The 25,414-nt window shown below is 57.7% G+C and carries 20 protein-coding genes, 1 tRNA gene and 1 pseudogene; 5 read left to right on the top strand and 17 right to left on the bottom strand.

The annotated features are described in order from the left end of the window. Nucleotides 1-56: 56 nt before the first annotated feature. The 13 genes from H9642_RS17815 to H9642_RS17755 all read right to left on the bottom strand — a co-directional run bounded on the left by H9642_RS17815 (nucleotide 57) and on the right by H9642_RS17755 (nucleotide 15,491). Nucleotides 57-147 (bottom strand) — tRNA-Ser (locus tag H9642_RS17815). Between the two features lie 72 nt (nucleotides 148-219). Next, a complete protein-coding gene (gene csrA, locus H9642_RS17810) occupies nucleotides 220-405 on the bottom strand; it encodes a carbon storage regulator CsrA (protein ID WP_084339110.1) in 186 nt (61 codons plus the stop codon). Between the two features lie 182 nt (nucleotides 406-587). After that, nucleotides 588-1,829: an aspartate kinase gene (locus H9642_RS17805; protein WP_251837808.1), complete on the bottom strand. Its 1,242-nt coding sequence runs from the start codon at nucleotides 1,827-1,829 to the stop codon at nucleotides 588-590. Between the two features lie 99 nt (nucleotides 1,830-1,928). Next, nucleotides 1,929-4,553, bottom strand: a complete 2,625-nt coding sequence (gene alaS, locus H9642_RS17800) for an alanine--tRNA ligase (RefSeq protein WP_251837807.1) — start codon at nucleotides 4,551-4,553, stop codon at nucleotides 1,929-1,931. Between the two features lie 122 nt (nucleotides 4,554-4,675). Next, nucleotides 4,676-5,686 carry a low-specificity L-threonine aldolase gene (gene ltaE / locus H9642_RS17795; protein ID WP_251837806.1) on the bottom strand — a complete coding sequence of 337 codons (1,011 nt, stop codon included), beginning with the start codon at nucleotides 5,684-5,686 and terminating at the stop codon, nucleotides 4,676-4,678. 180 nt (nucleotides 5,687-5,866) lie between these two features. After that, entirely contained in the window at nucleotides 5,867-6,160 is a 294-nt protein-coding gene (locus tag H9642_RS17790) for a topoisomerase II (protein WP_251837805.1), read from the bottom strand. 211 nt (nucleotides 6,161-6,371) lie between these two features. Beyond that, nucleotides 6,372-7,394: an arginine N-succinyltransferase gene (gene astA, locus H9642_RS17785; RefSeq protein ID WP_251837804.1), complete on the bottom strand. Its 1,023-nt coding sequence runs from the start codon at nucleotides 7,392-7,394 to the stop codon at nucleotides 6,372-6,374. Between the two features lie 94 nt (nucleotides 7,395-7,488). Next, nucleotides 7,489-8,508, bottom strand: a complete 1,020-nt coding sequence (gene aruF, locus H9642_RS17780) for an arginine/ornithine succinyltransferase subunit alpha (protein ID WP_251837803.1) — start codon at nucleotides 8,506-8,508, stop codon at nucleotides 7,489-7,491. Nucleotides 8,509-8,547: 39 nt separating this feature from the next. Then, nucleotides 8,548-9,771: an aspartate aminotransferase family protein gene (locus H9642_RS17775; protein ID WP_251837802.1), complete on the bottom strand. Its 1,224-nt coding sequence runs from the start codon at nucleotides 9,769-9,771 to the stop codon at nucleotides 8,548-8,550. Between the two features lie 174 nt (nucleotides 9,772-9,945). Then, nucleotides 9,946-10,938, bottom strand: coding sequence for a GlxA family transcriptional regulator (locus H9642_RS17770; RefSeq protein ID WP_251837801.1), 993 nt, complete (start codon nucleotides 10,936-10,938; stop codon nucleotides 9,946-9,948). A 302-nt stretch (nucleotides 10,939-11,240) separates the two neighbouring features. Beyond that, on the bottom strand, nucleotides 11,241-13,196 hold the full coding sequence (acs, locus tag H9642_RS17765; RefSeq protein WP_251837800.1) for an acetate--CoA ligase: 1,956 nt from the start codon (nucleotides 13,194-13,196) through the stop codon (nucleotides 11,241-11,243). Between the two features lie 251 nt (nucleotides 13,197-13,447). Next, nucleotides 13,448-14,446: a DctP family TRAP transporter solute-binding subunit gene (locus H9642_RS17760; RefSeq protein WP_251837799.1), complete on the bottom strand. Its 999-nt coding sequence runs from the start codon at nucleotides 14,444-14,446 to the stop codon at nucleotides 13,448-13,450. Nucleotides 14,447-14,591: 145 nt separating this feature from the next. Then, entirely contained in the window at nucleotides 14,592-15,491 is a 900-nt protein-coding gene (locus H9642_RS17755; RefSeq protein WP_251837798.1) for a LysR family transcriptional regulator, read from the bottom strand. A gap of 177 nt (nucleotides 15,492-15,668) precedes the next feature. On the opposite strand from H9642_RS17755, the gene H9642_RS17750 reads away from it, so the two are divergent. The 5 genes and pseudogenes from H9642_RS17750 to H9642_RS17730 all read left to right on the top strand — a co-directional run bounded on the left by H9642_RS17750 (nucleotide 15,669) and on the right by H9642_RS17730 (nucleotide 21,455). Beyond that, nucleotides 15,669-16,871, top strand: coding sequence for a CaiB/BaiF CoA transferase family protein (locus H9642_RS17750; protein WP_251837797.1), 1,203 nt, complete (start codon nucleotides 15,669-15,671; stop codon nucleotides 16,869-16,871). After that, on the top strand, nucleotides 16,871-17,803 hold the full coding sequence (locus tag H9642_RS17745) for a hydroxymethylglutaryl-CoA lyase (RefSeq protein WP_251837796.1): 933 nt from the start codon (nucleotides 16,871-16,873) through the stop codon (nucleotides 17,801-17,803). Before H9642_RS17750 ends, H9642_RS17745 begins: the two co-directional genes overlap by 1 nt. Nucleotides 17,804-18,346: 543 nt before the next feature. Beyond that, entirely contained in the window at nucleotides 18,347-20,020 is a 1,674-nt protein-coding gene (locus H9642_RS17740) for a sodium:solute symporter family transporter (protein ID WP_251837795.1), read from the top strand. Continuing rightward, nucleotides 20,002-20,133 carry a putative transporter small subunit gene (locus tag H9642_RS17735; RefSeq protein WP_251837794.1) on the top strand — a complete coding sequence of 44 codons (132 nt, stop codon included), beginning with the start codon at nucleotides 20,002-20,004 and terminating at the stop codon, nucleotides 20,131-20,133. Before H9642_RS17740 ends, H9642_RS17735 begins: the two co-directional genes overlap by 19 nt. 432 nt (nucleotides 20,134-20,565) lie before the next feature. Beyond that, a pseudogene (locus tag H9642_RS17730) lies at nucleotides 20,566-21,455 on the top strand (IS110 family RNA-guided transposase). Nucleotides 21,456-21,738: 283 nt separating this feature from the next. Here the strand turns inward: H9642_RS17730 and H9642_RS17725 are convergent. The 4 genes from H9642_RS17725 to H9642_RS17710 all read right to left on the bottom strand — a co-directional run bounded on the left by H9642_RS17725 (nucleotide 21,739) and on the right by H9642_RS17710 (nucleotide 25,188). Then, nucleotides 21,739-22,683, bottom strand: a complete 945-nt coding sequence (locus tag H9642_RS17725) for a hypothetical protein (protein ID WP_251837793.1) — start codon at nucleotides 22,681-22,683, stop codon at nucleotides 21,739-21,741. Nucleotides 22,684-23,030: 347 nt separating this feature from the next. Further along, entirely contained in the window at nucleotides 23,031-23,357 is a 327-nt protein-coding gene (locus H9642_RS17720) for a DUF8453 domain-containing protein (protein WP_251837792.1), read from the bottom strand. 94 nt (nucleotides 23,358-23,451) lie between these two features. After that, complete coding sequence (locus H9642_RS17715; protein WP_251837791.1) at nucleotides 23,452-24,366, bottom strand: hypothetical protein; 915 nt, start codon at nucleotides 24,364-24,366, stop codon at nucleotides 23,452-23,454. 300 nt (nucleotides 24,367-24,666) lie between these two features. Continuing rightward, entirely contained in the window at nucleotides 24,667-25,188 is a 522-nt protein-coding gene (locus H9642_RS17710) for a hypothetical protein (protein ID WP_251837790.1), read from the bottom strand. Nucleotides 25,189-25,414 lie beyond the last annotated feature (226 nt).

Below are 25,414 nucleotides of genomic sequence, written 5' to 3'. Positions count from 1 at the left end.
CCACATTTGCAACTTGTTTCGCGATTCTTACAACCAGCCGCGAAACTTGAAAATAATGGCGGAGAGGGGGGGATTCGAACCCCCGACACCCTTTTGAGATGTACTCCCTTAGCAGGGGAGCGCCTTCGGCCACTCGGCCACCTCTCCGCAACACGGGGCGCATGATATACAGCTTTACCCCGCTTGCAAAGCCTTTTTTATAAAAAAAAGTCAGATAAATTAATGGCTTGGTTCCTGATCCTTTTCCTTCTGGATGCGCTGGTAGATTTCCTCACGGTGTACGGCAACTTCTTTAGGAGCGTTCACGCCGATACGCACCTGGTTACCTTTCACGCCCAAAACAGTCACGGTGACTTCGTCACCTACCATGAGGGTTTCCCCTACCCGGCGAGTCAGAATCAGCATTCCTTTCTCCTTAATGGATTCTTCAGTAGTACAGGACAACAACAGTCTGCAAAAAAGGGAAGGTTTCACGCGAAGGGTGCGCTGACCTTCCAAATATTGACCGACCTGCGGGAAGCAAAATTTCCTTCAGACCCATCAAAAAGACAGAAGGCGCGCAATGCGCGCCTTCCAAACATCAGGATTCAAGCGTCCTGGCGGTGGTCCGGAGCATCCAGTTCGAATGCGGTGTGCAGGGCACGCACAGCCAGTTCCAGGTATTTTTCTTCAACGACTACGGAAACCTTGATTTCCGACGTAGAGATCATCTGGATGTTGATCCCTTCTTTGGCCAGGGCTTCGAACATGCGACTGGCCACTCCAGCGTGGGAGCGCATACCGACACCGACAATGGATACCTTGGCGATGCTGACGTTGCCCTTGACCTCGCGAGCGCCAATCTCGTCAGCGATCCCCTGCAGGATTCCCAGGGCATTTTCATAGTCTGGGTTGTTGACGGTAAAGGTGAAATCCGTGGTGTTATCGTGCGAAACGTTCTGCACGATCATATCCACTTCGATATTCGCAGCGCTGATCGGACCCAGGATCTTGAAGGCGACCCCGGGAGTATCCGGCACGCCACGAATGGTCAGCTTTGATTCGTCGCGGTTGAAAGCGATGCCAGAGATGATCGGCTGTTCCATGGATTCCTCTTCATCAAGGGTAATGAGGGTGCCCGGCCCCTCTTGAAAGCTGTGCAGCACGCGCAGCGGGACGTTGTATTTACCGGCGAACTCCACCGAACGGATCTGCAAGACCTTCGAACCAAGGCTGGCCATTTCCAGCATTTCTTCGAAGGTGATCCGCTCCAGGCGACGCGCCTTAGGTACGACGCGCGGGTCAGTGGTGTAGACCCCGTCCACATCGGTATAAATCTGGCATTCATCGGCTTTCAGCGCCGCCGCCAGGGCGACACCCGTGGTGTCCGAACCGCCGCGGCCCAGCGTGGTGATGTTGCCGTGCTCGTCCACCCCCTGGAAACCGGCGACGACGACGACTTTGCCCATCTTTAGCTCAGCGCCGATCTTCTGCGCATCAATTTGCAGAATCCGCGCCTTGGTGTGGGTGCTGTCGGTGAGGATACGCACCTGGTTACCAGTAAAGGACACTGCCGGCACGCCGCGAGTGATCAACGCCATGGCCAATAGAGCAATAGTCACCTGCTCGCCGGTGGACACCATCATGTCCAGCTCACGCGGTACCGGCTTGCCATTGGTAATTTGTTTGGCCAGATCGATCAGGCGATTGGTCTCACCGCTCATGGCGGAAACCACCACGACGATATCGTCGCCGTTTTCCCGGAATTTCTTGATCTTCTCGGCCACCTGCTGGATGCGTTCAACGCTACCCACGGAGGTGCCTCCAAACTTTTGTACGATCAAAGCCATGTCAAAAACCGCCTGAGTCCTTGAAGGCGCCCATTAGACCCGCCAGGGGTCAAACTACCAAGGTTCGCTGGGCGCGCTGCGAACCCTGGCTTTCAGCAATTACAGACCTTGTTCGACAAATCCCTCGGCCAATGCCAGGGCCTCGTCCAATTTGCCGGCATCGCTGCCGCCGCCCTGGGCCATGTCCGGACGTCCACCACCCTTGCCACCAACGGCGGCTGCCGCCTGGCGCATCAGGTCGCCGGCCTTGAGCTTGCTCGTCAGGTCCTGGGTGACACCGGCTACCAGCACGACTTTGTCGTCCTGAACACCACCGAGCAGGATCACCGCACTGCCAAGCTTGTTCTTCAACTGATCGACCAGCGCCAGCAATGCCTTACCATCCAGGCCGTCGAGACGCGCTGCCAGCACCTTTGCGCCCTTCACGTCGACTGCCGAGCCCGCCAGGTCACTACCGGCCGCGCTGGCAGCCTTGGCCTTGAGTTGCTCCAGCTCCTTTTCCAACTGACGGTTACGCTCAAGCACACCAGCCAGTTTTTCCAGCACGTTGTCGCGGCTGCCCTTGACCAGCTGCGCAGCTTCCTTGAGCTGCTCTTCGGCGGCATTCAGGTAGGCCAGCGCGAGTTCGCCGGTAACCGCTTCGATGCGGCGCACACCGGCGGCTACGCCGCCTTCGCTGGTGATCTTGAACAAGCCGATGTCACCGGTGCGCTTGACGTGGGTGCCGCCACACAGCTCGACGGAGAAACCGCCGCCCATGCTCAGCACACGCACCTGGTCGCCGTACTTTTCACCGAACAGCGCCATGGCGCCGCGAGACTTGGCCGTCTCGATATCAGTCTCTTCGATATCCACCGCCGTGTTCTTGCGAATCTCGGCGTTGACCCGATCTTCCAGCGCTTTGATTTGCTCGGGCTTGATCGCCTCGAAGTGACTGAAGTCGAAACGCAGACGCTGGCTGTCCACAAGCGAACCTTTTTGCGACACATGCTCGCCCAGGATCTCGCGCAGCGCGGCGTGCAGCAGGTGCGTCGCCGAGTGGTTCAAAGCGGTTGCCTGACGCACCGAGGAATCGACGGTCGCATCGACCGCGGCCCCGACCTGCAAGCTGCCACTGTCTAGGATGCCATGGTGCAGATAGGCACCGCCGGCCTTGCTGGTATCACGCACATCGAAACGCAGGCCTTCGGCAGCAAGATAACCGCAGTCACCCACCTGGCCGCCGGATTCGGCATAGAACGGCGTCTGGTCAAGCACCACCACGCCCTCTTCGCCCGCGTTCAGGCGCTCTACATTCATGCCTTCCTTGAACAGCGCAACCACCTTACCGCTGCCCGACGTGCCTTGGTAACCGATAAAGCGCGTCTCGCCCTCAACCTTCACCAGGCTGTTGTAGTCCAGGCCGAACGCACTGGCGGAGCGTGCGCGCTCGCGCTGGGCATCCATCTCACGCTCAAAGCCCTGCTCATCGATGGTCAGCTCGCGCTCGCGGGCGATATCGGCGGTCAGGTCAACCGGGAAACCGTAGGTGTCGTACAACTTAAACACCACATCACCGGGGATGACCGTGCCAGACAGCTCAGCCAGATCCTGCTCAAGAATCTTCAGGCCCTGCTCCAGGGTCTTGGCAAACTGCTCTTCTTCGGTCTTCAGAACGCGCTCGATCTGCGCCTGCTGCTGTTTCAATTCGGGGAAGGCTTCGCCCATCTCGGCCACCAGCGCGGCGACAATCTTGTGGAAAAAGCTGCCCTTGGCACCCAGCTTGTTACCGTGGCGGCAGGCGCGGCGAACGATACGGCGCAGCACATAGCCACGGCCTTCGTTGGACGGCGTCACGCCGTCAGCAATCAGGAAACCGCAGGAACGAATGTGATCGGCAACCACTTTCAGCGAGGCCTGACCTTCATTGGCGCAGCCGATGGCGGCTGCCGACGCATTCAACAAGCTCTGGAACAAGTCGATCTCGTAGTTCGAGTTGACATGCTGCAACACCGCGCTAATGCGCTCCAGGCCCATGCCGGTGTCTACGCTCGGCGCCGGCAGCGGGTGCATCACACCGTCTGCAGTGCGGTTGAACTGCATGAACACGTTGTTCCAGATTTCGATGTAGCGGTCGCCGTCCTCTTCCGGCGAGCCGGGCGGGCCACCCCAGATGTGCTCGCCATGGTCGAAGAAGATTTCGGTGCACGGACCGCAAGGGCCGGTATCGCCCATCGCCCAGAAGTTGTCCGAGGCGTAAGGCGCACCCTTGTTGTCGCCAATACGCACCATGCGCTCGGCCGGCACGCCGATTTGCTGGGTCCAGATATCGTAGGCCTCATCATCACTGGCATAGACGGTGACCCACAGTTTCTCGGCAGGCAGGCCCAGCCATTGCGGCGAAGTGAGGAATTCCCAGGCGTAATGAATCGCGTCGCGCTTGAAGTAATCGCCGAAGCTGAAGTTACCCAGCATCTCGAAGAACGTATGGTGGCGTGCGGTATAACCGACGTTTTCCAGATCGTTATGCTTGCCGCCGGCGCGCACGCACTTCTGGCTGGTGGTTGCACGGGTATAGGCGCGCTTTTCCAAGCCGAGGAAACAGTCCTTGAACTGATTCATGCCCGCATTGGTAAACAGCAAGGTCGGATCATTCGCCGGAATCAGCGAACTGGAGGCCACACGGGTGTGCCCCTTCTCTTCGAAGAAGCGAAGGAAGGCTTCACGGATTTCTGCGCTTTTCATAAATTCTTCCAGAAAACGGCGGTGGCCCAAACGCCACGCGGATAGCCGGCAAAGGGCGGCATTATATCGACCCGAGACCGTTGATGCAGCGCTTTGTTCAATTGGCAGGGTCAATTGAATAGTCAGTTTTTTTCAATGCGAAACGCCTTGAAAAGGTCAATCACCTTGACTATATCGGCAGCACCGACGTCGAGATGAGTCACCAGGCGCATACGTGGCGCCGCGGTGAGGCGAATCTGTCGTGCGGCCGCGTACTGCTGCAGCGCCTGTGCGTGCTCGCCAACCTGCACATAAACCATGTTGGTCTGCACCGGCTCCACCGCCCACCCATGCTCACTCAAACCCTGGCCCAGGCGTTGCGCGTTGGCGTGATCCTCGGCCAGTCGCTCGACCTGGTGGTCCAGTGCATACATCCCAGCCGCAGCCAGAATGCCGGCCTGGCGCATGCCGCCCCCCAACACTTTGCGCCAGCGGCGCGCCTTGTCGATAAGCGCCTCTGAACCGCATAGCACCGAGCCAACCGGCGCACCCAGGCCTTTGGACAAGCACACGGAAACCGAATCGAAATGCCTCGCGATCTCCGTCGGCGACACGCCCAGACGTACCGAGGCATTGAACAGCCGCGCTCCGTCGAGATGCAGAGCCAGGCCATGCTGCTCGGTAAAAGCACGCGCCGCCGCCAGATACTCGAGCGGCAGCACTTTGCCCTGCATAGTGTTTTCCAGCGCCAGCAATCGTGTGCGGGCGAAGTGGAAGTCGTTTGCCTTGATGGCCGCCTTGACCCGATCCAGATCCAGCGAGCCGTCGATGTCCATTTCCACCGGCTGCGGCTGGATGGAACCCAGTACAGCCGCCCCGCCGCCTTCGTATTTGTAGGTATGCGCTTGCTGGCCAACGATGTATTCGTCGCCGCGCTCGCAATGCGCCATCAGGCCCAGCAGGTTGCTCATCGTACCGGTGGGTACGAACAGCGCCGCGGCAAAGCCAAGCCGTTCGGCCAGGGTTTGCTGCAATGCATTAACGGCGGGGTCTTCACCGTAGACGTCGTCGCCGAGCTGAGCCGTGAGCATCGCTTCGCGCATGCCAGGGGTGGGCTGAGTGACGGTGTCGCTGCGCAAATCGATGACAGGCATTGCACGCCTCCCTATATAAGACTACGGATGAGGACTGCTCTGGATGGGCACCGGCAATAATAAATCGCCACTCACAATCGCCCACCGAAAGCGCTGGGCGCGGTGAATTGGGGTCAACAGCTGCGCCGCCGGATACCAGCGCTACCTCTACGCCAAGCAGCGTTCGCTGCCGCTAGCAGATCAATGGTCGTGATTGCAGTCCGGACCATGGACGTGCTCGTCATCGCCCTCAAGGTCGGCGGGCTCCATTTCCAGCTGCAGGCTTACCAGGTTGGTCGCCAACGGACGCAGCAAGAGGTTGGCGTATTCGGTGTCGTTTTCGTCGACATCCACACCAATCATCAACTGACCGTTGCCCACCTGCTGAATCCACACCTCCCGGCCCTGCCACATCACGGCAAAACGGGTGCAGGTGGTTTCCAGCTGGGTGCCATCGGTGTCTTCAAGAATCAGTTGCAGAGGGGCATCGCTCATATCAATCTCCTAAGGGAAAAGCAATGAACGGCAGGTAGCCGACAGCAGCACTGTCGATTCATTTGCCGTTCATTCGTTAGAAAGGTGTAGGGGCCGCAGTTTAAAGCGCTGCTTCCGCTCATCCAATCCCGCATCGCACCGAATGAGCAAATGCGGATCAGACACATCGTTTTCCGCCGGACGGTCATGAGCCAAGCGGACAGGCGCATGATCAGGTGAGGTGATTGGCTCGCAGCGGCACGGCGCGCACTTGAGCACCCGGCGACAAGCCCAGCCGCCGAGCTGTCTGCGGATCAACCACCAGAGTCCCGGCCGCCATACGGGCTTGTCCCACCGTCACTCGGCATTCTTCGCGCTTGCGGTTGTGAATCAGGAAATCACTGGCGTCATCGCCGGGCGTACCTACTGCCAGCACCAGCAAGCGACTGTCGCGCACCGCGCGGATCTTGCCGGTCTCACATTCCAGTGCCGGGCCGCCGTCAAAAATATCGACGTAGCCCTGATGGGTAAAACCCTCGCTCTGCAGCATGGTCAGCGCCGGCTCGCTTTCCGCATGAACCTTGCCCAGCGCCTCGCGCGCCTCCTCAGACAGGAAGCAGGTATACAGCGGAAACTTGGGCATCAGTTGGGCGATGAAAGCCTTGTTGCCGACACCGGTGAGGTAATCGGCGCGGCTGAATTCCATCTTGAAGAAATGCCGCCCCAGACATTCCCAAAATGGGGCGCGGCCTTCGGCATCGGAAATTCCGCGCATTTCGGCGATCACCTTGTCGGCGAACAGTGAGCGAAACTCGGCCAGAAACAACAGGCGCGCCTTGGACAGCAGCCGACCATTGAGGCCCGTACGGTGATCGGCATGCAGGAACAACGAACACATCTCGGTATTGCCGGTCAGGTCGTTGGCGAGGAACAACGTCGGAATCTGCCGATGAATGTTCAGCTCCAGCGAGGCGCACACGGTGAGCCCGACCCGGTAGTTGTACCAAGGCTGACGCAGGCCAACCGCGCCGGTTATGGCCGAAATCCCCACCACCTTGCCGTCATCGTCTTCCAGCACAAACAAGTAATCAGCATCCGCCGCTGCCGCCTCGCCGCGAAAGCTGACTTGTGCCCAGGCAATGCGCTGCGCCAGGCGCTCCTCGCTCTCCGGCAGCGAGGTGAGGCCAGCCCCCGTGCTGCGCGCCAGGTCGACCAGCGCCGGCAAATCGGCACTGCGTACGGGACGAACGATCATGACTCCTCCGTATGGCTGCCAGCCGCACACTGCACGCCACGGGTTGTGACGCTCCCGGTTAGGCCGACAATGGCGCACCACATGACATCTGTATTCAAATTGCGATCAACCTGACAGTAGCGCCTTCGCCTACGCCCAGCGCTTCGGCCGTTACGCGGTCGAGGCGCACCGGGGCGCCGGCCTCCCAATCGAGACTCACCGCGATGGCGCGAAAATCCTGCAGCAACCCATTGGCCAGCAGGTAGGGCCGCCCGCCGGTGCGCATCGGCTGATCGCTCAGCTGCACCGGCAGCACCTGGCTCTGGGCGATCGAACGAATGCCGGACGTACGTGCATGCAGGGTCGGACCGCCATCGAAGATATCGATGTAATGCTCGGTCTCGAAGCCTTCACGCGTGAGGATGTCGAAAGAGTCTTGCGCCTGCTGATGCACCTGCCCCATGGCCTCCTGAGCGGCATCGGACAGCAGCGGCACATAGATAGGGTAATGCGGCATCAGCTCGGCCAGGTAGCTGCGGCTTTTCACGCCGGAAAGATGCTCGGCCTCGGCATAACTCATGTCGAAGAAATTACGCCCTACTCCATCCCAGAATGGCGAGTCGCCGTTTTCGTCACTGTCGCCGATGATCTCCACCACCACCGCCTCGGCGAAACGCTCCGGGTGGCTGGCGATGAACAGCAATCGTCCTCGCGACACCAGCTCGCTGGCCAGCAACGACTCAGACCGCTCGACGAAAAAGCTGGTCAGCAGCGTGTTGCCGGTCAGGTCGTGACACAGCGACAGGGCATGGGTCTTGTTGTGAATGTTCAGCTCGCGGGACGCATGCACGAAGGTTTCGTTGCGAAAGGTGTAGAAGGGCTCGGAATAGCCCGCCGAAGCCACCAGCCCCGAGCAACCCATCAACCGCCCGCTGGAGCTGTCCTCGAGCACGAAGAAGTAGCTTTCCTCGCCGTTGAAGATCACCTCGGCTGCAAACGAGGCTTCCGAGGTCAGGATCTTTTCACGCAGCCGTTCCACATCATCAGGCAACGACGTGACGCCCAGTGGACTGTCCGCAGCCAGGCGCTTGACTTCAGCCAGGTCGGAAAGTTGCGCGGGGCGCATCACCAGCATGCTGTGACTCCTGTTGTGGGGGGGGCGGTACGGAACCTGTCAGCCCTGGTTGACCAGGCGCGCCACGGCACGCTCGAAACGGTTCAAGCCTTCGTCGATATCCGCCTCGTCGATCACTAGGCTGGGAGCGAAGCGCACCACGTCGGGGCCGGCCTGCAGAACCATCAGGGCCTCCTTCTCGGCGGCGGCCAGAACCTGGCCCGCCTTGCCCAGCCAGCCTTCGGTGAGCTGCGCACCGATCAGCAGGCCGCGTCCGCGAATCTCGTCAAACAGGCCGTATTGCGCACCGATCTGCTGCAGGCGTGTCTTGAAGATTTCGTGGCGAGCTTTGACGCCATTGAGCACTTCGGGGGTGTTGACGATATCCAGCACCGCCCCGCCTACCGCGCAACCCAGCGGGTTGCCTCCGTAGGTGGTGCCGTGCACACCCACCGAGAAATAACCGGCCAGCTCCTGAGTGGTCAGGATCGAGGCAATCGGGAAGCCGCCGCCCAGGCTCTTGGCGCTGGAGAGGATGTCCGGCACCACGTGGTGGTGCATGTAGGCGAACAGGTCGCCGGTACGGCCAACCCCAGTCTGCACTTCGTCGAAGATCAACAGCGCATTATGCTTGTCGCACAGCTTGCGTACGCCTTCCAGGTAGGCTTGCTCGGCCGGACGAATCCCGCTTTCGCCCTGGATCGGCTCCAGCACTACGGCACAAGTCTTGTCGGAAATGGTCGCTTCCAGCGCCGCCAGGTCATTGAACGGGACGTGGGTGATGCCCTGTGGCTTGGGCCCGAAGCCATCGGAGTATTTCGGCTGGCCAGCCACGCTCACGGTAAAGAAGGTGCGACCGTGGAAGCTGTTGAGCGCAGAGATAATTTCGTGCTTCTCAGGACCGAAGCGGTCATGGGCAACGCGGCGAGCAAGCTTGAAGGCGGCCTCGTTAGCCTCGGCGCCGGAGTTGCAGAAGAACACCCGCTCGGCAAAGGTGGCGTTCACCAGCTTCTGGGCCAGGCGCAATGCCGGCTCATTGGTGAATACGTTGGAGACGTGCCAGAGCTGGCCGGCCTGCTCGGTGAGCGCCTCGACCAGTCGGGGGTGACAATGCCCCAGCACGTTCACCGCAATGCCACCGGAGAAGTCGATCAGCTCTCGGCAACTCTGGTCCCAGACCCGAGAGCCTTCGCCGCGCACGGGAATAAAGGCGGCGGGCGCATAGTTGGGAACCATGACCTGATCGAAATCAGCGCGTTTAACGGGCACGTGTGGAGCGGACATCGAGACGTTCTCCTGCCATGTCTGGCCAAGATAAGAGTGTTGGAAATTCTTGCGAAGCATGACCATCGCCAGGCGAAGGCTGCTCGGCAGAACGCGCCGGGGCCATCCGGCTGGCCCGGCAGCGCAGTTTAATCACTGTTGATTCCAGTGTGCGCCTATTCACGAAAAAAACTGTCAGCCTCGATCTGCCGGCGCCGACGGCGTGGTCAGGTCGAACGGCGTGCCACTGCGACGCTGGTTGCGATCTTCACGCGGCGTGGCGCCAAAGAAATTGCGGTAAGCGCTGGAAAAATGCGGCCCCGAGGAGAATCCACACGACAGGCCGATCTGGATAATCGACTTGCTGGTCTGGATGAGCATCTGGCGCGCCTTGTTCAGGCGCAGCTCCAAGTAATACTGACTGGGCACACGGTTGAGGTACTGCTTGAAGATACGTTCCAGCTGCCGACGCGATACGCTCACATGCTGGGCGATTTCGTCGGTGGTCAGCGGCTCCTCGATATTGGCTTCCATCAGCAGCACTGCCTGGGTCAGCTTGGGGTGGCTGGAGCCAATGCGATTCTGCAGCGGTACGCGCTGGCGCTCACTGCCCTCGCGGATCCGCTCGACCACCAGCTCCTCGCTCACCGCGCCGGCCAGTTCCGCGCCATGATCACGCGTGAGCACCGCCAGAAACAGATCGAGCACGGCCAAACCGCCACAGGCGCTCAGGCGATCGCGGTCCCACTCGAACAGGTAGCTGGTAGCGACCACTTTGGGGAAGCGTTCGATGAAATCATCCAGCCAACGCCAATGCACGGCAGCGCGATAGCCATCGAGCAATCCCAACAATGCCAGGGGGTATACACCGGCAGACAGTGCACCCAACTGACAGCCGCTGCGCGCCAGTTGCTTGAGCATGGCGGTCAAGGTCGGCGACACCGCACGCGGTGGCTCGTCAGCCACTAGAAACAGGCGCGACAATCCTTCCAGGGAATCTTCCACCAGACTGCCGCCAGGCAAGCGCCAGGCAGCGTTCGACGGCATTTCTTCCACCTGAAAGAAGTGCAGATCGTACATAACATCCGGGTGAACATGCTGGGCGACACGAAGCGCTTCTTCGGCCAGGGCCAGTGTCGTCGCGCGGGTGCCTGGCCAAACAAGGAAACCGATTCTAGAGGCAGTCATGGCGGAGCAGTTTAGCCTCACAAAGGCCTGTTTGAGGCTAAGAGAAGACAGTACAAGCGGTTAAATGCGCACTGCATCAAGCGCTTGCACGCGGCGGCTGACACACAAAGACGTCATTCTAACGGCAGAACGCCAGGCCGAACAACGCAGCACATAAGAACGGTATATTTCTGCGACGCTTCGCCTGTGTTAGGCAGCACTACGACCTCGCCAAGCGTTGAAGCTGCAGCTGGCTGCAAGGCTTTTTGCGGTCGAGGAAGACGGCTTCCAACTAGCGCTTGCGCCTGCGGGAAGCCGCACGCTCAGGCGCTGTGCAGGTCTCGATGGGTTTCGATCAGGTCTTGCACCACACTGGGATCGGCCAAGGTGGAGATGTCGCCGAGGCTTTCATAGTCGCCGGTGGCAATCTTGCGCAGGATCCGGCGCATGATCTTGCCCGAACGGGTCTTGGGCAGGCTGGCGGCAAACTGAATCACCTCTGGCACGGCAATCGGGCCAATTTCATGGCGCACCCATTGCTTGAGTTCCTGACTCAACTCCTCGGACGAATGCTCCCCAGTGTTCAGGCTGACGTACACATAGATGCCCTGCCCCTTGAGGTCATGGGGCACACCCACCGCCGCCGCTTCGGCCACCTTGGGATGGGCGACCATGGCACTTTCGATCTCGGCGGTACCCATGCGGTGCCCGGAGATGTTCAACACATCATCCACCCGCCCGGTGATCCAGTAGTAGCCGTCCTCGTCGCGGCGCGCGCCATCACCGGTGAAGTACATGCCCCGATAGGCCTTGAAGTAGGTGTCGACAAACCGGTCGTGGTCGCGATAGATGCTGCGCATCTGCCCCGGCCAGGAGTCGAGGATCACCAGGTTGCCTTCCGCGACGCCCTCCAACAGATTGCCCTGGTTATCGACGATACCGGGAACCACACCGAAGAACGGCCGGGTCGCCGAACCCGGTTTAAGCGCTGTCGCGCCCGGTAACGGACTGATCAGGATGCCGCCGGTTTCGGTCTGCCACCAGGTGTCGACGATCGGGCAGCGTGACTGGCCAACGGTCTCGTAGTACCAATGCCAGGCTTGCGGATTGATCGGCTCGCCTACCGAGCCCAGCAGGCGCAGGCTGGAGCCGTCAGCGCCTTCAACCGCCGCCTTGCCCTGGGCCATCATGGCGCGGATGGCCGTAGGCGCGGTGTAGAGAATGTTGACCTTGTGCTTGTCGATGATTTTTGCCACACGCGTCACGTCGGGGTAGTTGGGCACACCCTCGTACATCAGCGTGGTAGCCCCGTTGGCCAACGGTCCGTAGAGAATATAACTGTGCCCGGTCACCCAGCCGACGTCAGCGGTGCACCAGAACACCTCGCCCGGCCGATAATCGAAGACTTTCTCGTGGGTCAACGCGACAAACACCAGATAGCCCGCCGTGGTATGCAGCACACCCTTGGGTTTGCCGGTGGAGCCTGAGGTATAGAGGATAAACAGGGGCTCCTCAGCACCCATTTCCTTGGGGGCGCAGACGCTTCCAGCGACTCGCATCAGATCGTCATAGGCAAGGTCACGGTGCGGGTACCAGTTGATCTCGCCGCCGGTGCGCTTGACCACGATAACGTTCTGGATGCTGCGCGTCTCCGGGTGAGTCAGAGCCTGGTCGACGTTGGCCTTGAGCGGGATACGCTTGCCGCCCCGCAGGGCTTCGTCCGCGGTGATCACCAATTTGGAATTGCAATCGATGATGCGCCCGGCCAGGGCCTCGGGCGAAAAACCGCCAAACACCACCGAATGGATCGCCCCGACCCGTGCGCAGGCGAGCATCGCCACCGCAGCCTCGGGAATCATCGGCATATAAATGGTCACGACGTCGCCACGGTGTACATCCTGGCCGCGCAACGCATTGGCGAACTTTGACACTTGCTCGTGCAAGTCGCGGTAGGTGATCACCTTGTGTTCGGAAGGATCATCACCTTCCCAAATGATCGCCGCTTGGTCGCCGCGCTCTTCCAAGTGGCGGTCCAGGCAGTTGGCGGAAACGTTGAGGGTGCCGTCGGCGAACCATTTGATATCCACATGGTGATCGTCGAACGAGGTTTGCTTCACCCGGGTAAAGGGTTTGATCCAGTCGATCCGTTCGGCCTGCTCGCGCCAGAAACCGTCCGGATTAACCACCGACTGCTGATACAGCGCCTTGTAGGTCGCTTCATCGGTCAACGTGTGTGCGGCGACCTCAGGCTGCACGGGATACAGGGATTCGGCACTCATTGGGCTGTCCTCGTCTTGCCTTCCTTGATATGAGTGCGGCCTGCGAGTCGGCGAGCCCTTACCCGGCCAAAGGCGGGGCCCGGGTCACTACCGGCAACGCCAGGAAGCACGCTTTCGAAAAGCATAGACCCCTGATTCGAAAAGGCCGCGTGCGACCATGGTAGGTTTTCGGCTCGGGAACCTTACACGCCCCGTAAGAAAAACGGCCGGCAGAATGGCTGCCGGCCGCGGATAACGCCCAAGTAAGCGGGTCAGCGCTGATTCGACGCCTGAGCGGCCTGAATCAGTTCAGCGCCAATTTCAGCCTCGAACTTCGCCCAGGCCGGACGCACAGCGTCACGCCAGGCAGCACGTTGCTCGGCAGTCAGCTGCAGAATCTCGCTTTTGCCAGAGGCTACGATGTTCTGCCTGGCCGTTTCATTCAGCGCCTCGGCCTGGCGATTCACCTCGGTGGTCACCTCTTCGATGATGTTCTCCAGCTCGCTGCGAACCGGAGCCGGCAAGCCGTTCCAGAATTGCGTGTTGGTGATCAGCAGGTAGTTGCCGATCGCATGACTGGACTCGGTCATGTACTTCTGAACTTCGTGATACTTCTGGCTGTAGATGTTCGACCAGGGGTTGTCCTGGGCATTGACCACCCCGGTCTGCAGACCCTGATAGATTTCCGCAAAGGACATCTTGCGCGGTACGGCGCGCAGCGCAGTGTATTGCGCGGCCTGCAGATCCGAGGGCTGCACGCGGAACTTCAACCCGCGCGCATTGGCCGGCTCGCGCAGCGGCGTGTTGGCGGTGAAATGGCGCATGCCGTTGAGCCAGTAGGCCAGGCCGGTGATGCCCTTGGCTTCCATCGAGCGCAACATGGCCCGGCCCTTATCCGACTGCTGGAAACGCTGAGCAGCGGCGACGTCATCAAACAGGAACATCAGATCGAACAGCTGCAGTTGCTTGGTGTACTGCTCCAGCTTGGAAGGCGCCGGTGCGAGCATCTGCACCTCGTTCATCAGCAGCGCTTCCATCTCCTTGCCATCGCCGTACAGCGAAGAGTTGGAGAATACCTGTACCTCGACCTGGCCCGGCAGGCGTTCGGCGACAAGTTTTTGGAACATCAATGCGCCTTGACCCTTGGGCGTGGTGTCGGCGGTGATGTGGGAGAACTTGATCAGGATCGGGTCGGCCTGGGCGCTGAGCGCACAGAACAGGGCCGAGGCGGCGAACAAGCGGGTGACGCGATTAAAGGTGAGTCGTGACATGGGAAGCTCCGTTTTGTAATTGTTGAGCCATGCAAGCCTCTGGACTCTACCCCGGCACTTTCATCCGCTGACATTCACATTTGAGGAAGCTCGACTTCGTGGTTCACGAAACCACTCTTCAATCATCCGTGAAAACACGCTGTTTTCATGCCTCTCCTTCGCCATTGGTGAGGTGCTCGAGCATCTGCCGCGCAGTCACCGATAACCCTTGCAGATTGCGCACGCCGATCTTCAGCTCGCGCCGTGCCCAGGCATCACTCAACGGAACAGTGGCGACTTCTAGCGTGGGCAGATAATTGCTGACGACCTGCGCCGGTAACACGCCAATGCCCATGCCGGTGTGGATCATCCGGCAGATCGCCTCGAAACTGCGCACCTGGATGCGCAAGCGCAAGGGAATTCCTTGCTGCTGGGCCGACTGCTGCAGCAGCGTGTGCAGCGAGGCATCCTGCTGCAGACCGATGAAGTCGTAGCCGGCCGCGTCACGCAACGCCAGGCATTCGCGCGTCGCCAGCGGATGTTCGCGCGGCGTGACCAGCACCAGTTGATCCTGGCGGTAGGGAAACACCTGCAATTCTTCCACCGGCAGGTGGCCGGCAAAAATACCGATGTCGGTCAGGCCCTCGCGCAACGCGCGCAAGGTATCGGTGCTGACCCGCTCTTCCAGATCGATTTTCACCTGCGGGTGCAGACGGCTGAACACGCTGAGGTCTTCAGGCAGAAACTGGATCACCGCCGAGGTGTTGGCATGAATGCGCACATGGCCTTTGACGCCCTCGCTGAATTCGCTGAGATCGGCATTCATCCGCTGCAGGTTGTCCAGCACATTGCGCGCATGGTGCAACAAGGCATGCCCGGCCGGCGTCAGCTCGACGCCCTTGGGCTGGCGGTAGAGCAGGCTGATGCCCAGCTGACTTTCCAGATCGCTGACGCGCTTGCTCACCGCCGCCAGCGCCAGGTGCTCGCGTTCAGCAGCGCGGGTCAGGCTGCGCTCATCGGCAACCGCGACGAACACCCGCAACGTAGTCAAATCAAACCGGCGCATAACACACTCCGCTTTCGTGGGAAGCGAAGCATGCATCAGGAACTCCCGATTTCACAAAGGATTCAGGCCATTCGCTTCGTGAACCACGAAGCCTGGCTTGCCGATTGAGCAATTGTCCCTCTGCCTGCCCTGCGCCATGCTGGGCTCCATGAAACTCCCTTGCACAGGTGATGAGCAATGACGGAACGAACAGATGCGGGCCTGCCGCTGCAAGGCGTCAAGGTCCTGGAAATGGGCCAATTGATTGCCGGCCCTTTCGCCAGCAAGCTGCTCGGCGAATTCGGCGCCGAGGTGATCAAGATCGAGCCGCCGGGTGTTGGCGACCCGCTGCGCAAATGGCGCAAGCTCAAGGACGGCACCTCACTGTGGTGGCATGTGCAGTCGCGCAACAAGCAGTCGATCACCCTTGATCTCAAGGAGCCCGAAGGGCAAGACATCGTCCGCCGCCTGGTGGCCGAGGCCGACGTGCTGGTAGAAAACTTTCGCCCCGGCACCCTGGAAGGCTGGGGTCTGGGCTGGGACGAATTGGAACAGATCAATCCTCGTCTGATCATGCTGCGCATCTCCGGCTACGGCCAGACCGGCCCTTACCGCGACCTGCCCGGTTTTGGCGTAATCGGCGAAGCCATGGGCGGCCTGCGCCATCTCACCGGCCATCCTGGCCAGCCGCCGGTGCGCGTGGGCGTGAGCATCGGTGATTCGCTGTCCTCGCTGTACGGCGTCATCGGCGTGCTGCTTGCCTTGCAGGAGCGCCAGCGCAGCGGCAAGGGCCAGTCCATCGATGTCGCGCTCTATGAATCGGTGTTCGGGATGATGGAAAGCCTGATCCCCGAATATGACGCCTTCGGCCATGTGCGTGAACCGGCCGGCAGCGCCCTGCCCGGCATTACCCCGTCGAATTCCTACCGCTGCAACGACGGCAGCTATGTGCTGATCGCTGGCAACGGCGACAGCATTTACAAGCGCTTGATGAACTTGATTGGCCGCCCGGATCTGGGTGACGACCCGCGCTTCGCCCACAACGACGGCCGCAGCCAGCACGCCGAACTGATCGACGCCGCCATTGGCGAATGGACCGCGCGCCACAGCCGCAGCGACATCATCGAAGCGCTCAAGGGCGCACGGGTACCGGCCGGCTATCCGTATACCGCCGCCGATATCGTGCAGGATCCGCATTATTTGGCGCGGCAGATGATCGAGCAGGTACAGACCTTCGCCGGGCCGCTGAAAGTGCCGGGCGTGCTGCCCAAGCTCAGCCGCACACCAGGCCGCATCGGCACCGGCGGCCCGCAACTGGGCGAACACACCGATGACGTTCTAGCCGGCCTCGGCCTCACCAACGAACAGCGTGAAGGGCTGCGCGCACGAGGGATCATCTGATGAGTACGCGTCTATACATCCAGGAAGTTGCCACCCGCGACGGCTTCCAGATCGAATCCAGCTTCATCCCCACCGAAGACAAGATCGCACTCATCGACCGGCTCTCGGAAACGGGGCTGGCGAAAATTGAAGTCACCTCATTCACCTCGCCCAAGGCCATTCCCAACCTTCGCGATGCCGAGGACGTGATGCGCGGCATCCGCCGCGTGCCAGGGGTGGAATACACCGTACTGGTGCCCAACGTAAAAGGCTGCGAACGCGCGCTGGCCTGCGAGGTGGATGAAATCAACCTGGTGATGTCGGCCAGCGACACCCACGGCCTGGCCAACCTGCGCATGACGCCCGAGCAGTCGCTGGAGCAGTTCAAGTCGATCATCGAAGTAACGCGCGGCACCGGGGTGTTCGTCAACGCCTCGCTGTCCACCGCCTTCGGGTGCCCATTCGAGGGCGTCGTCGCGGAAGACCGCGTTTACACGCTGATCCAGCGCCTGCTGGACATCGGTGTACAAGGCATCACATTGTGCGACACCACCGGCATGGCTGATCCGGCGCAGGTCGGGCGCCTCTGTGCCGAAGCACGACGCCGCTGGCCGGAGGCGGTGTTCACCGCACATTTTCACAACACCCGTGGCATGGGCCTGGCCAATGCCTTGGCGGCACTGAACGCCGGCATCGACCGCTTCGATGCGTCCTTGGGGGGGCTGGGGGGCTGTCCCTACGCACCGGGCGCCAGCGGCAATATCTGCACCGAGGATCTGGTGCACATGTTCCAGCGCATGGGGCTGGAAACCGGCGTCGATCTGGACCGTCTGCTGGCGGCCGCAACCTCACTCCCTGCATTGATCGGCCACGATGTCCCCGGCTCTATTCTCAAGGCCGGCAAGGCTGATCGACGTTACCCGAAGCCGCAGTGGATGCACGCGCAGGACTGACCTGCTTCTACCCCAAAAAAAGTGATTTTGCAGGCCGGCTGCACCAGCAGCCAACCCGGCAATCACTTTTTTTGCAGGAATTTTGAGCCTAGAAGCGCTTCGAATTCGATTCGGTGCAACCCCCGTGAATACAGCCTCCGGAGCGCTCTAGAACCGGCTCGAAACGTGGAAATATATTTCACGCAACCTATTGCTTTTTAAGAAAACGCGAAACCAAAAGCCGCCTTTGCGTGGCAATGATGCTAGACTCCGCTCCCTGATGCGTCAGCTACAGCAATGTGACGCGACTTTCATTTGCCGGAATCACCCGGTACCGCAGCTGCAGGATCACAGCAATTACCTTCCTTTTTGGGTATCGCCTGTGAACATTTTTAGATCGCATGTGCCGATCTGCATCCTGTCAGCTTTCTAGCTCGCAACCCCTCGAGCTCAAGTTCGATCTGCCTGCCGTGTGCAGTGATTCGGGTTGCTATAAACGCCCTGCCGCGTATGCGGTCCTGCGTCGTGCCAGCGACGCTTGAAGGCTATAAAAAAGGAGATGCTGTGTTTCAGTTATCACTCACCACCGTTCTACTTCTCTTAGTGGGTTTTTACGGTCTTACCTTCCTGGTCTCCCTGCGCATCGGTCGCAAGCAGGAGAACGTCGACAGCTACATGGTCTCCAACAACTCGGTGGGCTTCGGCATGTCGGCGTCCAGCATGACCGCCACCTGGATCTGGGCCGCCTCGTTCTACGCCGCCGCCAGCGCAGGCTACAAGTACGGCTTGTCCGGCGCGCTGCACTACGGCTTCTGGGGTGCGCTGATGATTCTGTTCATCTACCCCTTCGGCAGGCGATTCAGACAACTGGCACCCAAGGCTCACACGCTGGGAGAGATCATGCATGCCCGCCACGGGCGCTCCAGCCAGATGATCCTCGCCGGCTCGAATATCCTTGGTAGCGGGATCAGCCTGATGGTCAACTTCACCGCCGCCGGCGCGCTGGTCGAAGTGCTGTCGCCATTGAGCTTTATCCATGGTGTGCTGATTGCCGGTATTGGGGTGCTGTCCTACACCCTCTGGTCGGGCTTTCGCTCGTCGATACTTACTGACTTTGGCCAACTGATTGCGATGATTCTTGCCGCGATCATCATCATCCCGATGATCTTCTTCCAGCTAGGCGGACCGGAACTGTTCACCACCGGCATGTCCCGCCTGACGCCCGAGCAGGCCAGTTTCTATTCCCCCACCGCCATCCTTGAACAAGGCGCGCCGTATTTCGTCGCCGTGCTAGCCTACGCCATTGGCAACCAGACCATTGCCCAGCGTTTGTTCGCGGTACGTGAAGACTTGATCAAGCCGACCTTCATCACCGCCACCCTCGGCTACGGCGCCATTGTCATCGGTCTGGGCATGCTCGGCCTGCTGGCGCTGCTCGCCGGTGTGCAGCCCATCGATGGCAACCTCAACAACCTGATTCCACAGATGGCCTCGTCCTATCTGCCGCCGTTCGTGATCGGGCTGTTCTTCATCATGGTGATCGGTTCGCTGTCCTCAACCGCCGACTCCGACCTGTCCGCCCTGTCCGCCATCGTCATGACCGACGTCTATGGCAAAAACCTGGCCAAGGGCAAACCCAACCCGACCGTCATGCTCTGGGTCGGCCGGCTGACCATGATTGTCGCGACCATGGTTGGGGTCATCTTCGCCAGCCTGAAACTCGACATCCTGACCATGCTGATTTTTGTCGGTGCACTGTGGGGCGCCATCGTCTTCCCGGTGATCGCCAGCATGTTCTGGGACCGGGTCACCAACAAGGCCTTTACCTGGGCCGTGATTGCCGCCTTCACCCTGTTCCTGATCAGCCGCTTCGAGCTGTTGCCGCTGCAAGGCGTACTCGCCGTGTTCTTTGAACTCTGCGCTTCGATCGGCGGCGGTGTGGTGATCGGTCTGATGGCATTCGGCTTTTTTGGCCGCACGGTCGGCATTGTGCTGGGTACGCTCACCGCTCTGGGCCTCGCCCCGTTCGCTGTGGGCTTCCTGCGCGACTATCCGGTCCTGCTTAGCTCACTGACCGCCTATGGCACCAGCATGGTGGTGTGCGTCGCCATCAGCCTGCGCAGCCAGGAACGCTTCGACTTCGATCACATTGGTGAACGCGTCGTCGCCTTCCAGACCACACAACCCGTTTCCACAACCAAAGAAGAGGAAAACATCCCATGTCCAGTCTCGCTCTGACCGCTTATGTTTTGATCTGGCCGGCAATGGCCAGCATCGTCCTGGCTGTTCTCTGCGTCGGTGTATTCCGCGATATGCGCATCGCCAAACGCGACGGCACTGATCTGGTCTGATGCCGTAGCCATTCCGTAACGGCCCCTGCAGGGGCTGTTACGCGATGGAGCGTTGCAACTACCAAGTGCACCCCACGAAAAAGCCCGTCATCAACGACGGGCTTTTTGTTGCAGGCGCTACTTACAGCGTTAGGCATTCCCACTCTTGAAGAACACCCCAACCGTCAAGATACCCCTCAACCTGAGAAACCCTTCTTGGCAGCCTGGTCTCAAATTCTTGGGTAAGGCCGGGTTTCTAGGTTCGTTAGCTGCTCTCCAGCCTTGAAATCTGCTACGTACATTTTAGCTATTTGGTCAGCCTCCCTTTCTGTAGCGAACACCGCGTGAAAATCCACACTATGTTCCTTACTAAAGTTGAGGATGCTTAGTACCTACTCCTAAAGAACCACCCTCTAAGAATGAGGCATCTAGCAACCCGAGCCGGTCGAGTGGCTGATGGAAGCCTGTGGCACTGCCCATCACTGGGGGCGTCTGCTGCTATCCCTGGGGCATCGAGTGAAACTGATCCACCCTCGTTATGTCCGTCCCTATCGACGGCGTAGCAAAACCGACCGCAACGATTGCGACGCCATCCTGGAGGCCGCCCGCTGCCAGGATATCCATCCGGTGCCGGTCAAAAGCCACCAGCAGCAACAGGTTCAGCACCTGCACGGATTGCGCGAAACCTGGAAGAAAAGCCGTACACAGCGCATCAACCTGTTGCGCGGCATCCTGCGCGAAGCGGGCATCGAAGCCCCGACCACGACCGCGGCATTCCTGCGTGCGGCGCCCACGCTGGTGGAGGGGCTGGCCCCGCTACGCGCGTCCCTGCATATCGTCTTGGCCGAAATCAACGTGTACGAGCAGTGCATGGCCGACTGCGAACAGCAGCTGAAACGCTGGCATGCCGACGACGCCATCGTGCGCAAGCTGGATGAGGTCAGCGGCATCGGCGTATTAACCGCCAGTGCCTTGAAGGCGGCTGTGGGCCAGCCCGAGCGCTTCGCCAACGGTCGCCGGCTCAGCGCCTGGCTGGGCATGACGCCCCGCGAATTCAGCAGCGGGGAGCGCCGCAAGCTCGGGCATATCAGCCGACAGGGCAATACCTATGTGCGCACCCTGTTGATCCACGGCGCGCGGGCGGCGTTGCTGGCCGCACAACGCTGCCAGCAACGCCGGAAAAACTAACCCGTCTACAACGCTGGGCGGTGGAAACCGCCGCACGCATTGGCCACAACAAGGCGGCGGTCGCGCTGGCTAACAAGCTGGTACGCATCTGCTGGGCCGTCTGGTGCCACGAACGACGTTTCAGTGGCGACTGGCAGGGCGCACGGCCCGCCTGACGGCGAGGGTAATCAGTAGGGTGTGAGGGTGTTTTCTTGTGGTTGTGGTGAGCAGCGACACTGTCGAAACAGGCGAGTCCTGCAGCGGAACAAGGCCGATAACAATCATGATCTGACGGATCGATTGAACGCTTGGCCCCCACTGCGCGAACTACAGAATGGCCAGGGCGAAATGCCCACCACAGGCCGGATATACGAATGCAACCGCACTGACGACAGGGTTGGTAAACAGGGTGTTCTCACCGCTTGTGGGGAGAGTCCATATACGCATTGTTAGGCGGGCTCAAAGGGGCCAGTGCTTTTTAATTAACCAGTCGAGGTCATCTCTGTCTATAAAAAAGACGCTACCAGATAGCCTTGGGTCAATTTTGCTGTTGATTTTCTTTATTGCGTTCTCACTAATTTTCCCGCTAGAGATGATGAGCATGTCAGATATATGGTAGGTCTTCGATTGCCCTGCCCCTTGTACTGGCATGGAGAAAGCATCATCAATTTGAGAGATTATTGTGTCAATTAATGAATTTGCGCCGCCTTTAATCTCGCCTGCTTTAACTTGCGCCGCTAATCGGCGGATGTTTCCGAGCTTGTCTGGCTCGCTAAAAAGAATGTCTCGACCATATTCTGATGGGCCGTGATTGTACCGGACATGCATGAAGCCCATTTTTTGAATTAGTGGAATTACAAGCTCTTTTGTGAAGAGATCTTCGTTAGTGTTATAACCATTTTTCCACTTGAAGCCAAGGAGGCGGCTCTCAGCGGTATCGATTAACTCCTGAGCCAGAATTAGTGTTTCTGTAATTAATTCGTAAGTGTCTTCTTGGGTGTCGTGAAAATTTGAAAAGATGTATATCTCGCTGCCTGAGTACTCGATACCTATACGTCCATCTAGCTTTTTTTCGGAGAGAATTTCTGAAATCTCTCGATAAATAGCTTTATTAGATAATTTGTCTCCCCAGGCTCCGGGTTCATGGCCAAAAAATATGGTGAATGCAAAGCTTTCAGCCTCTCGATCTCTGTGGATCATAAACATGCTCGCATTTTGTACGAGTATGCCTGTATCAATATTTACTATTGCCGTTAATAAGTTTGGAAAGTCTGAGGCTTTAACTTCTTTTAGATCTGACAGATTGCACTCAATTTCCGCTTCAATTGTCTCGCTGTAATATTTCAGAGTGACTTTTTTGTTGTTTATATATGCTTCAGGAGGGTTTTCTGTTATTCGGAACATAGTAAGCCTAACGCCCAATGTTAAGCCGCGCCGCGAAGCAGCGTCGGCTTGAATATATTTTTAGGCATCTGCGTCGCTGCCCTGCTTTCCGCGTTGATTAACCAACTGTTTAAGCTGTTTGTTAATGGCGCTAAGTTCATTCCGTATTTCTTGTACTGTAGTTGTGTTCGGCCCCTTAAGGGCGTCAACGATCGCTTGGCTAGCGCTTGTTCGAGTCGGCATGTTTTTAGGTGCCCAATGCCGAGCACGATTGAATCGCTGTCCTTCCGCAATACACCGAAAGGGTTTCTGAATTTGTACGACACCTTGACCTACACTCCTGTCCCAAGCTTACTCTCGAGCCCCGACTACTGCCCTCCGTTGAAGATATAACGTTGACCGGAGGATAAGGCAGGGAATCCCTCTTTTGGAATGAACGATCCATCTTCATGCGGTTTCTCTATGCCAAACCAGTTAATTGGTAGTGGCTCTGAGAATGTCACCTCGATTGCGCTACCTCCACCAATGTTTTCAACCACAAGATCAATGAGAGAGGAAACGTCAGGGTTGGGCTGGTAATAAACCAAGAGTTGGGGCTGTCCACCTCTGAGGACAGCCAGATAAGCAACCCACACAGCGAGGAGAGTTGCGAGTGGACTCACTACATACGCAATGATCTGAGCTAGCAAGGACATGACTTTTCTCCCGAGTATCTATTGACGCCTAACGCCGACTTAAGCGGTGAGTATGTTGGCTAAAATGTGAAGCGAAGCGGAACCGAGCCAACTGTTACGAATCCGACTTTAAGGCCTTGTTAGCAATCTTGTCTCGATTGCAAGCGTACAATGACTCCATAATGAAAATGGAAATATTTCTGATTATATTCTCAAGAGAATCATCAATGACTAAGTATCCAGTCTTCTTGACTTGTGCCTCATGATTTTCAAAAACATCGAGAATCATGTTAATCGACAGCAAACAATCATCATTACCGCTATAGTGTTGCGCTAGGCTCTCAATCCTCCGATTTAGTGATCGTTTGGCTTTATCATCGTAAAATCCATTTGTATGAGCCATTTGATTCCTTATTAGATTCAAAAGGTTCCACATAATTTCCAAGGATCTAATATCGAAGAATATCTTGCTTCTAGCATACAATTCTTTTTCAAATTCCTGAACAATATCAGCCTCAGAGATGCTTTTTCCTAAGCACACCTCGATTGTTTCCGAGCCTTTTATGAACTTATTGCGAGGATTAACCAAATCTATATAGAAATTTTTTAAACTATCTTCGATTAAAAAGAAGTAGTTTATAAACGCTGATGAATTCAAACCTCTCAAAATCATTTCTCTGTTAGAGAGTGAGTATTTTTTTGCATCTTGAGTAAATAATTCTGATGCAAAAGTCCTATTTTCATTCTCTTGAACTGACTCTCCTGGGGCAATATGGGCACCCAAACAAAAAGCTCGATATGCTTTTCGTTTTTTTTCAGAACCAGCAGGAAGACCTTGAATCATCCCATCAATATCTCCATCCATGTGTTCTTTTGTCATACCTTCATAAGTTCCAGGCAACAAACTACATTGAGACACGATTGCAGTAACCGTAATTAAAGAGTACCTAGATAAAAATGACTCGTAATAAGGGAAAATGCCTTCTTCAGGCTTCAATACATCGATTAAACAACTTTGCAGCAATGTCATAACTATTCGTACCCATCCTTCTGGTTGCTAACGCTTGAATCAATAGTTAGGCTGCAACTTAATCGCAGCCTACGGTGAAAGAACAGACTTGGTCGAGCCGGCGAAACAAGCAAGTGCTGAGAGTACTCGCAAAGGATGTAGCCAGTCTCACTGAGACTTTCGATGTTCTTGGCTGGGCAAGTTGAAGAAAGAAATAGGCGGAGCTGCATGGTATTTTGGCGAGAAAATTGCGTACTTTGGAAATAACCGGCGCAGCTTTGCTGCGTCCGACGCCCCGAAGGGGCGGATTTTATTGATTTGTTAAATACTCATTTCTAGCTTCTTTGCTATGTTTTCCATTTCTTTTTTCATGACTTTAGTTGTCTTGGCTATAGCCTCTGAGGCCTTAAGAATTTCACCCACCGCCATACTGTTGTGTGCTCCAGTAGCCATATAGTTCATTTGATATCCCCAGAAAACATTGGTTTTTCCAATTAAAATTGATGCTTCTTCATTTAAAGATGGGAAATATATTCCAATTATCATTACGAGCTTTTCGAGCTCTAATTGGTTTTCTTGGTATCGCTTATGAAAATCATCAATTGAGAGCATTTCACTTGCCATATAGCTTGAGGTTTGAGAGTTTTCAAAAGCTATTCTTGATGCTATTTGATGAGCCACTTCGAGCTTGCTCCTTATTAGCTCTTTGGTTCTCTCCTTGGTTTCACGCTGATATTTTTCAATTTCAATTTTTTCTTTATGCTCAGCCTCTAGCCGTTGCCTCTTGATTTGATAGTGGTTAGCAAGAAACACACCCAAGAGACCAGACAGGGAACTGATCATGACTAAAAGTATCGGATTCATATTTATCTAACGAAGCTGTAGAAAAACCCCAAAAACACCCGCTCCTTCGGCGCTCGCGGCACTTTTTTCAAGTGACTGACCAAGGATCGGGGCATGGGTTATCCGGGGCTGTTTATGTTGTGTGGGCCGGTCGGTAGCCGAAATCGAGTCGCTGGAGCGCATCAAGGGCATTCTTTGAGGGTTCTGGCTCATGTCCAGGCTCCTC

The sequence above is a fragment of the Serpens gallinarum genome, assembly GCF_014836765.1.
GTDB lineage: Bacteria > Pseudomonadota > Gammaproteobacteria > Pseudomonadales > Pseudomonadaceae > Serpens > Serpens gallinarum.
The sequence above is the reverse complement of the archived record's forward strand: the minus strand, read 5'-3'. Positions and strand labels throughout refer to the sequence as shown.

Coding starts and splice junctions, on each gene's coding strand:
- aruF (WP_251837803.1), bottom strand. CDS start 8,508: ATGCTGGTGATGCGCCCCGCGCAACTTTCCGACCTGGCTGAAGTCAAG.
- csrA (WP_084339110.1), bottom strand. CDS start 405: ATGCTGATTCTGACTCGCCGGGTAGGGGAAACCCTCATGGTAGGTGAC.
- H9642_RS17725 (WP_251837793.1), bottom strand. CDS start 22,683: ATGTTCCGAATAACAGAAAACCCTCCTGAAGCATATATAAACAACAAA.
- H9642_RS17720 (WP_251837792.1), bottom strand. CDS start 23,357: ATGTCCTTGCTAGCTCAGATCATTGCGTATGTAGTGAGTCCACTCGCA.
- H9642_RS17745 (WP_251837796.1), top strand. CDS start 16,871: ATGAGTACGCGTCTATACATCCAGGAAGTTGCCACCCGCGACGGCTTC.
- H9642_RS17770 (WP_251837801.1), bottom strand. CDS start 10,938: ATGACTGCCTCTAGAATCGGTTTCCTTGTTTGGCCAGGCACCCGCGCG.
- H9642_RS17790 (WP_251837805.1), bottom strand. CDS start 6,160: ATGAGCGATGCCCCTCTGCAACTGATTCTTGAAGACACCGATGGCACC.
- H9642_RS17710 (WP_251837790.1), bottom strand. CDS start 25,188: ATGATCAGTTCCCTGTCTGGTCTCTTGGGTGTGTTTCTTGCTAACCAC.
- H9642_RS17750 (WP_251837797.1), top strand. CDS start 15,669: ATGACGGAACGAACAGATGCGGGCCTGCCGCTGCAAGGCGTCAAGGTC.
- ltaE (WP_251837806.1), bottom strand. CDS start 5,686: ATGCCTGTCATCGATTTGCGCAGCGACACCGTCACTCAGCCCACCCCT.
- acs (WP_251837800.1), bottom strand. CDS start 13,196: ATGAGTGCCGAATCCCTGTATCCCGTGCAGCCTGAGGTCGCCGCACAC.
- H9642_RS17805 (WP_251837808.1), bottom strand. CDS start 1,829: ATGGCTTTGATCGTACAAAAGTTTGGAGGCACCTCCGTGGGTAGCGTT.
- H9642_RS17735 (WP_251837794.1), top strand. CDS start 20,002: ATGTCCAGTCTCGCTCTGACCGCTTATGTTTTGATCTGGCCGGCAATG.
- H9642_RS17755 (WP_251837798.1), bottom strand. CDS start 15,491: ATGCGCCGGTTTGATTTGACTACGTTGCGGGTGTTCGTCGCGGTTGCC.
- astA (WP_251837804.1), bottom strand. CDS start 7,394: ATGATCGTTCGTCCCGTACGCAGTGCCGATTTGCCGGCGCTGGTCGAC.
- H9642_RS17775 (WP_251837802.1), bottom strand. CDS start 9,771: ATGTCCGCTCCACACGTGCCCGTTAAACGCGCTGATTTCGATCAGGTC.
- H9642_RS17760 (WP_251837799.1), bottom strand. CDS start 14,446: ATGTCACGACTCACCTTTAATCGCGTCACCCGCTTGTTCGCCGCCTCG.
- H9642_RS17715 (WP_251837791.1), bottom strand. CDS start 24,366: ATGACATTGCTGCAAAGTTGTTTAATCGATGTATTGAAGCCTGAAGAA.
- alaS (WP_251837807.1), bottom strand. CDS start 4,553: ATGAAAAGCGCAGAAATCCGTGAAGCCTTCCTTCGCTTCTTCGAAGAG.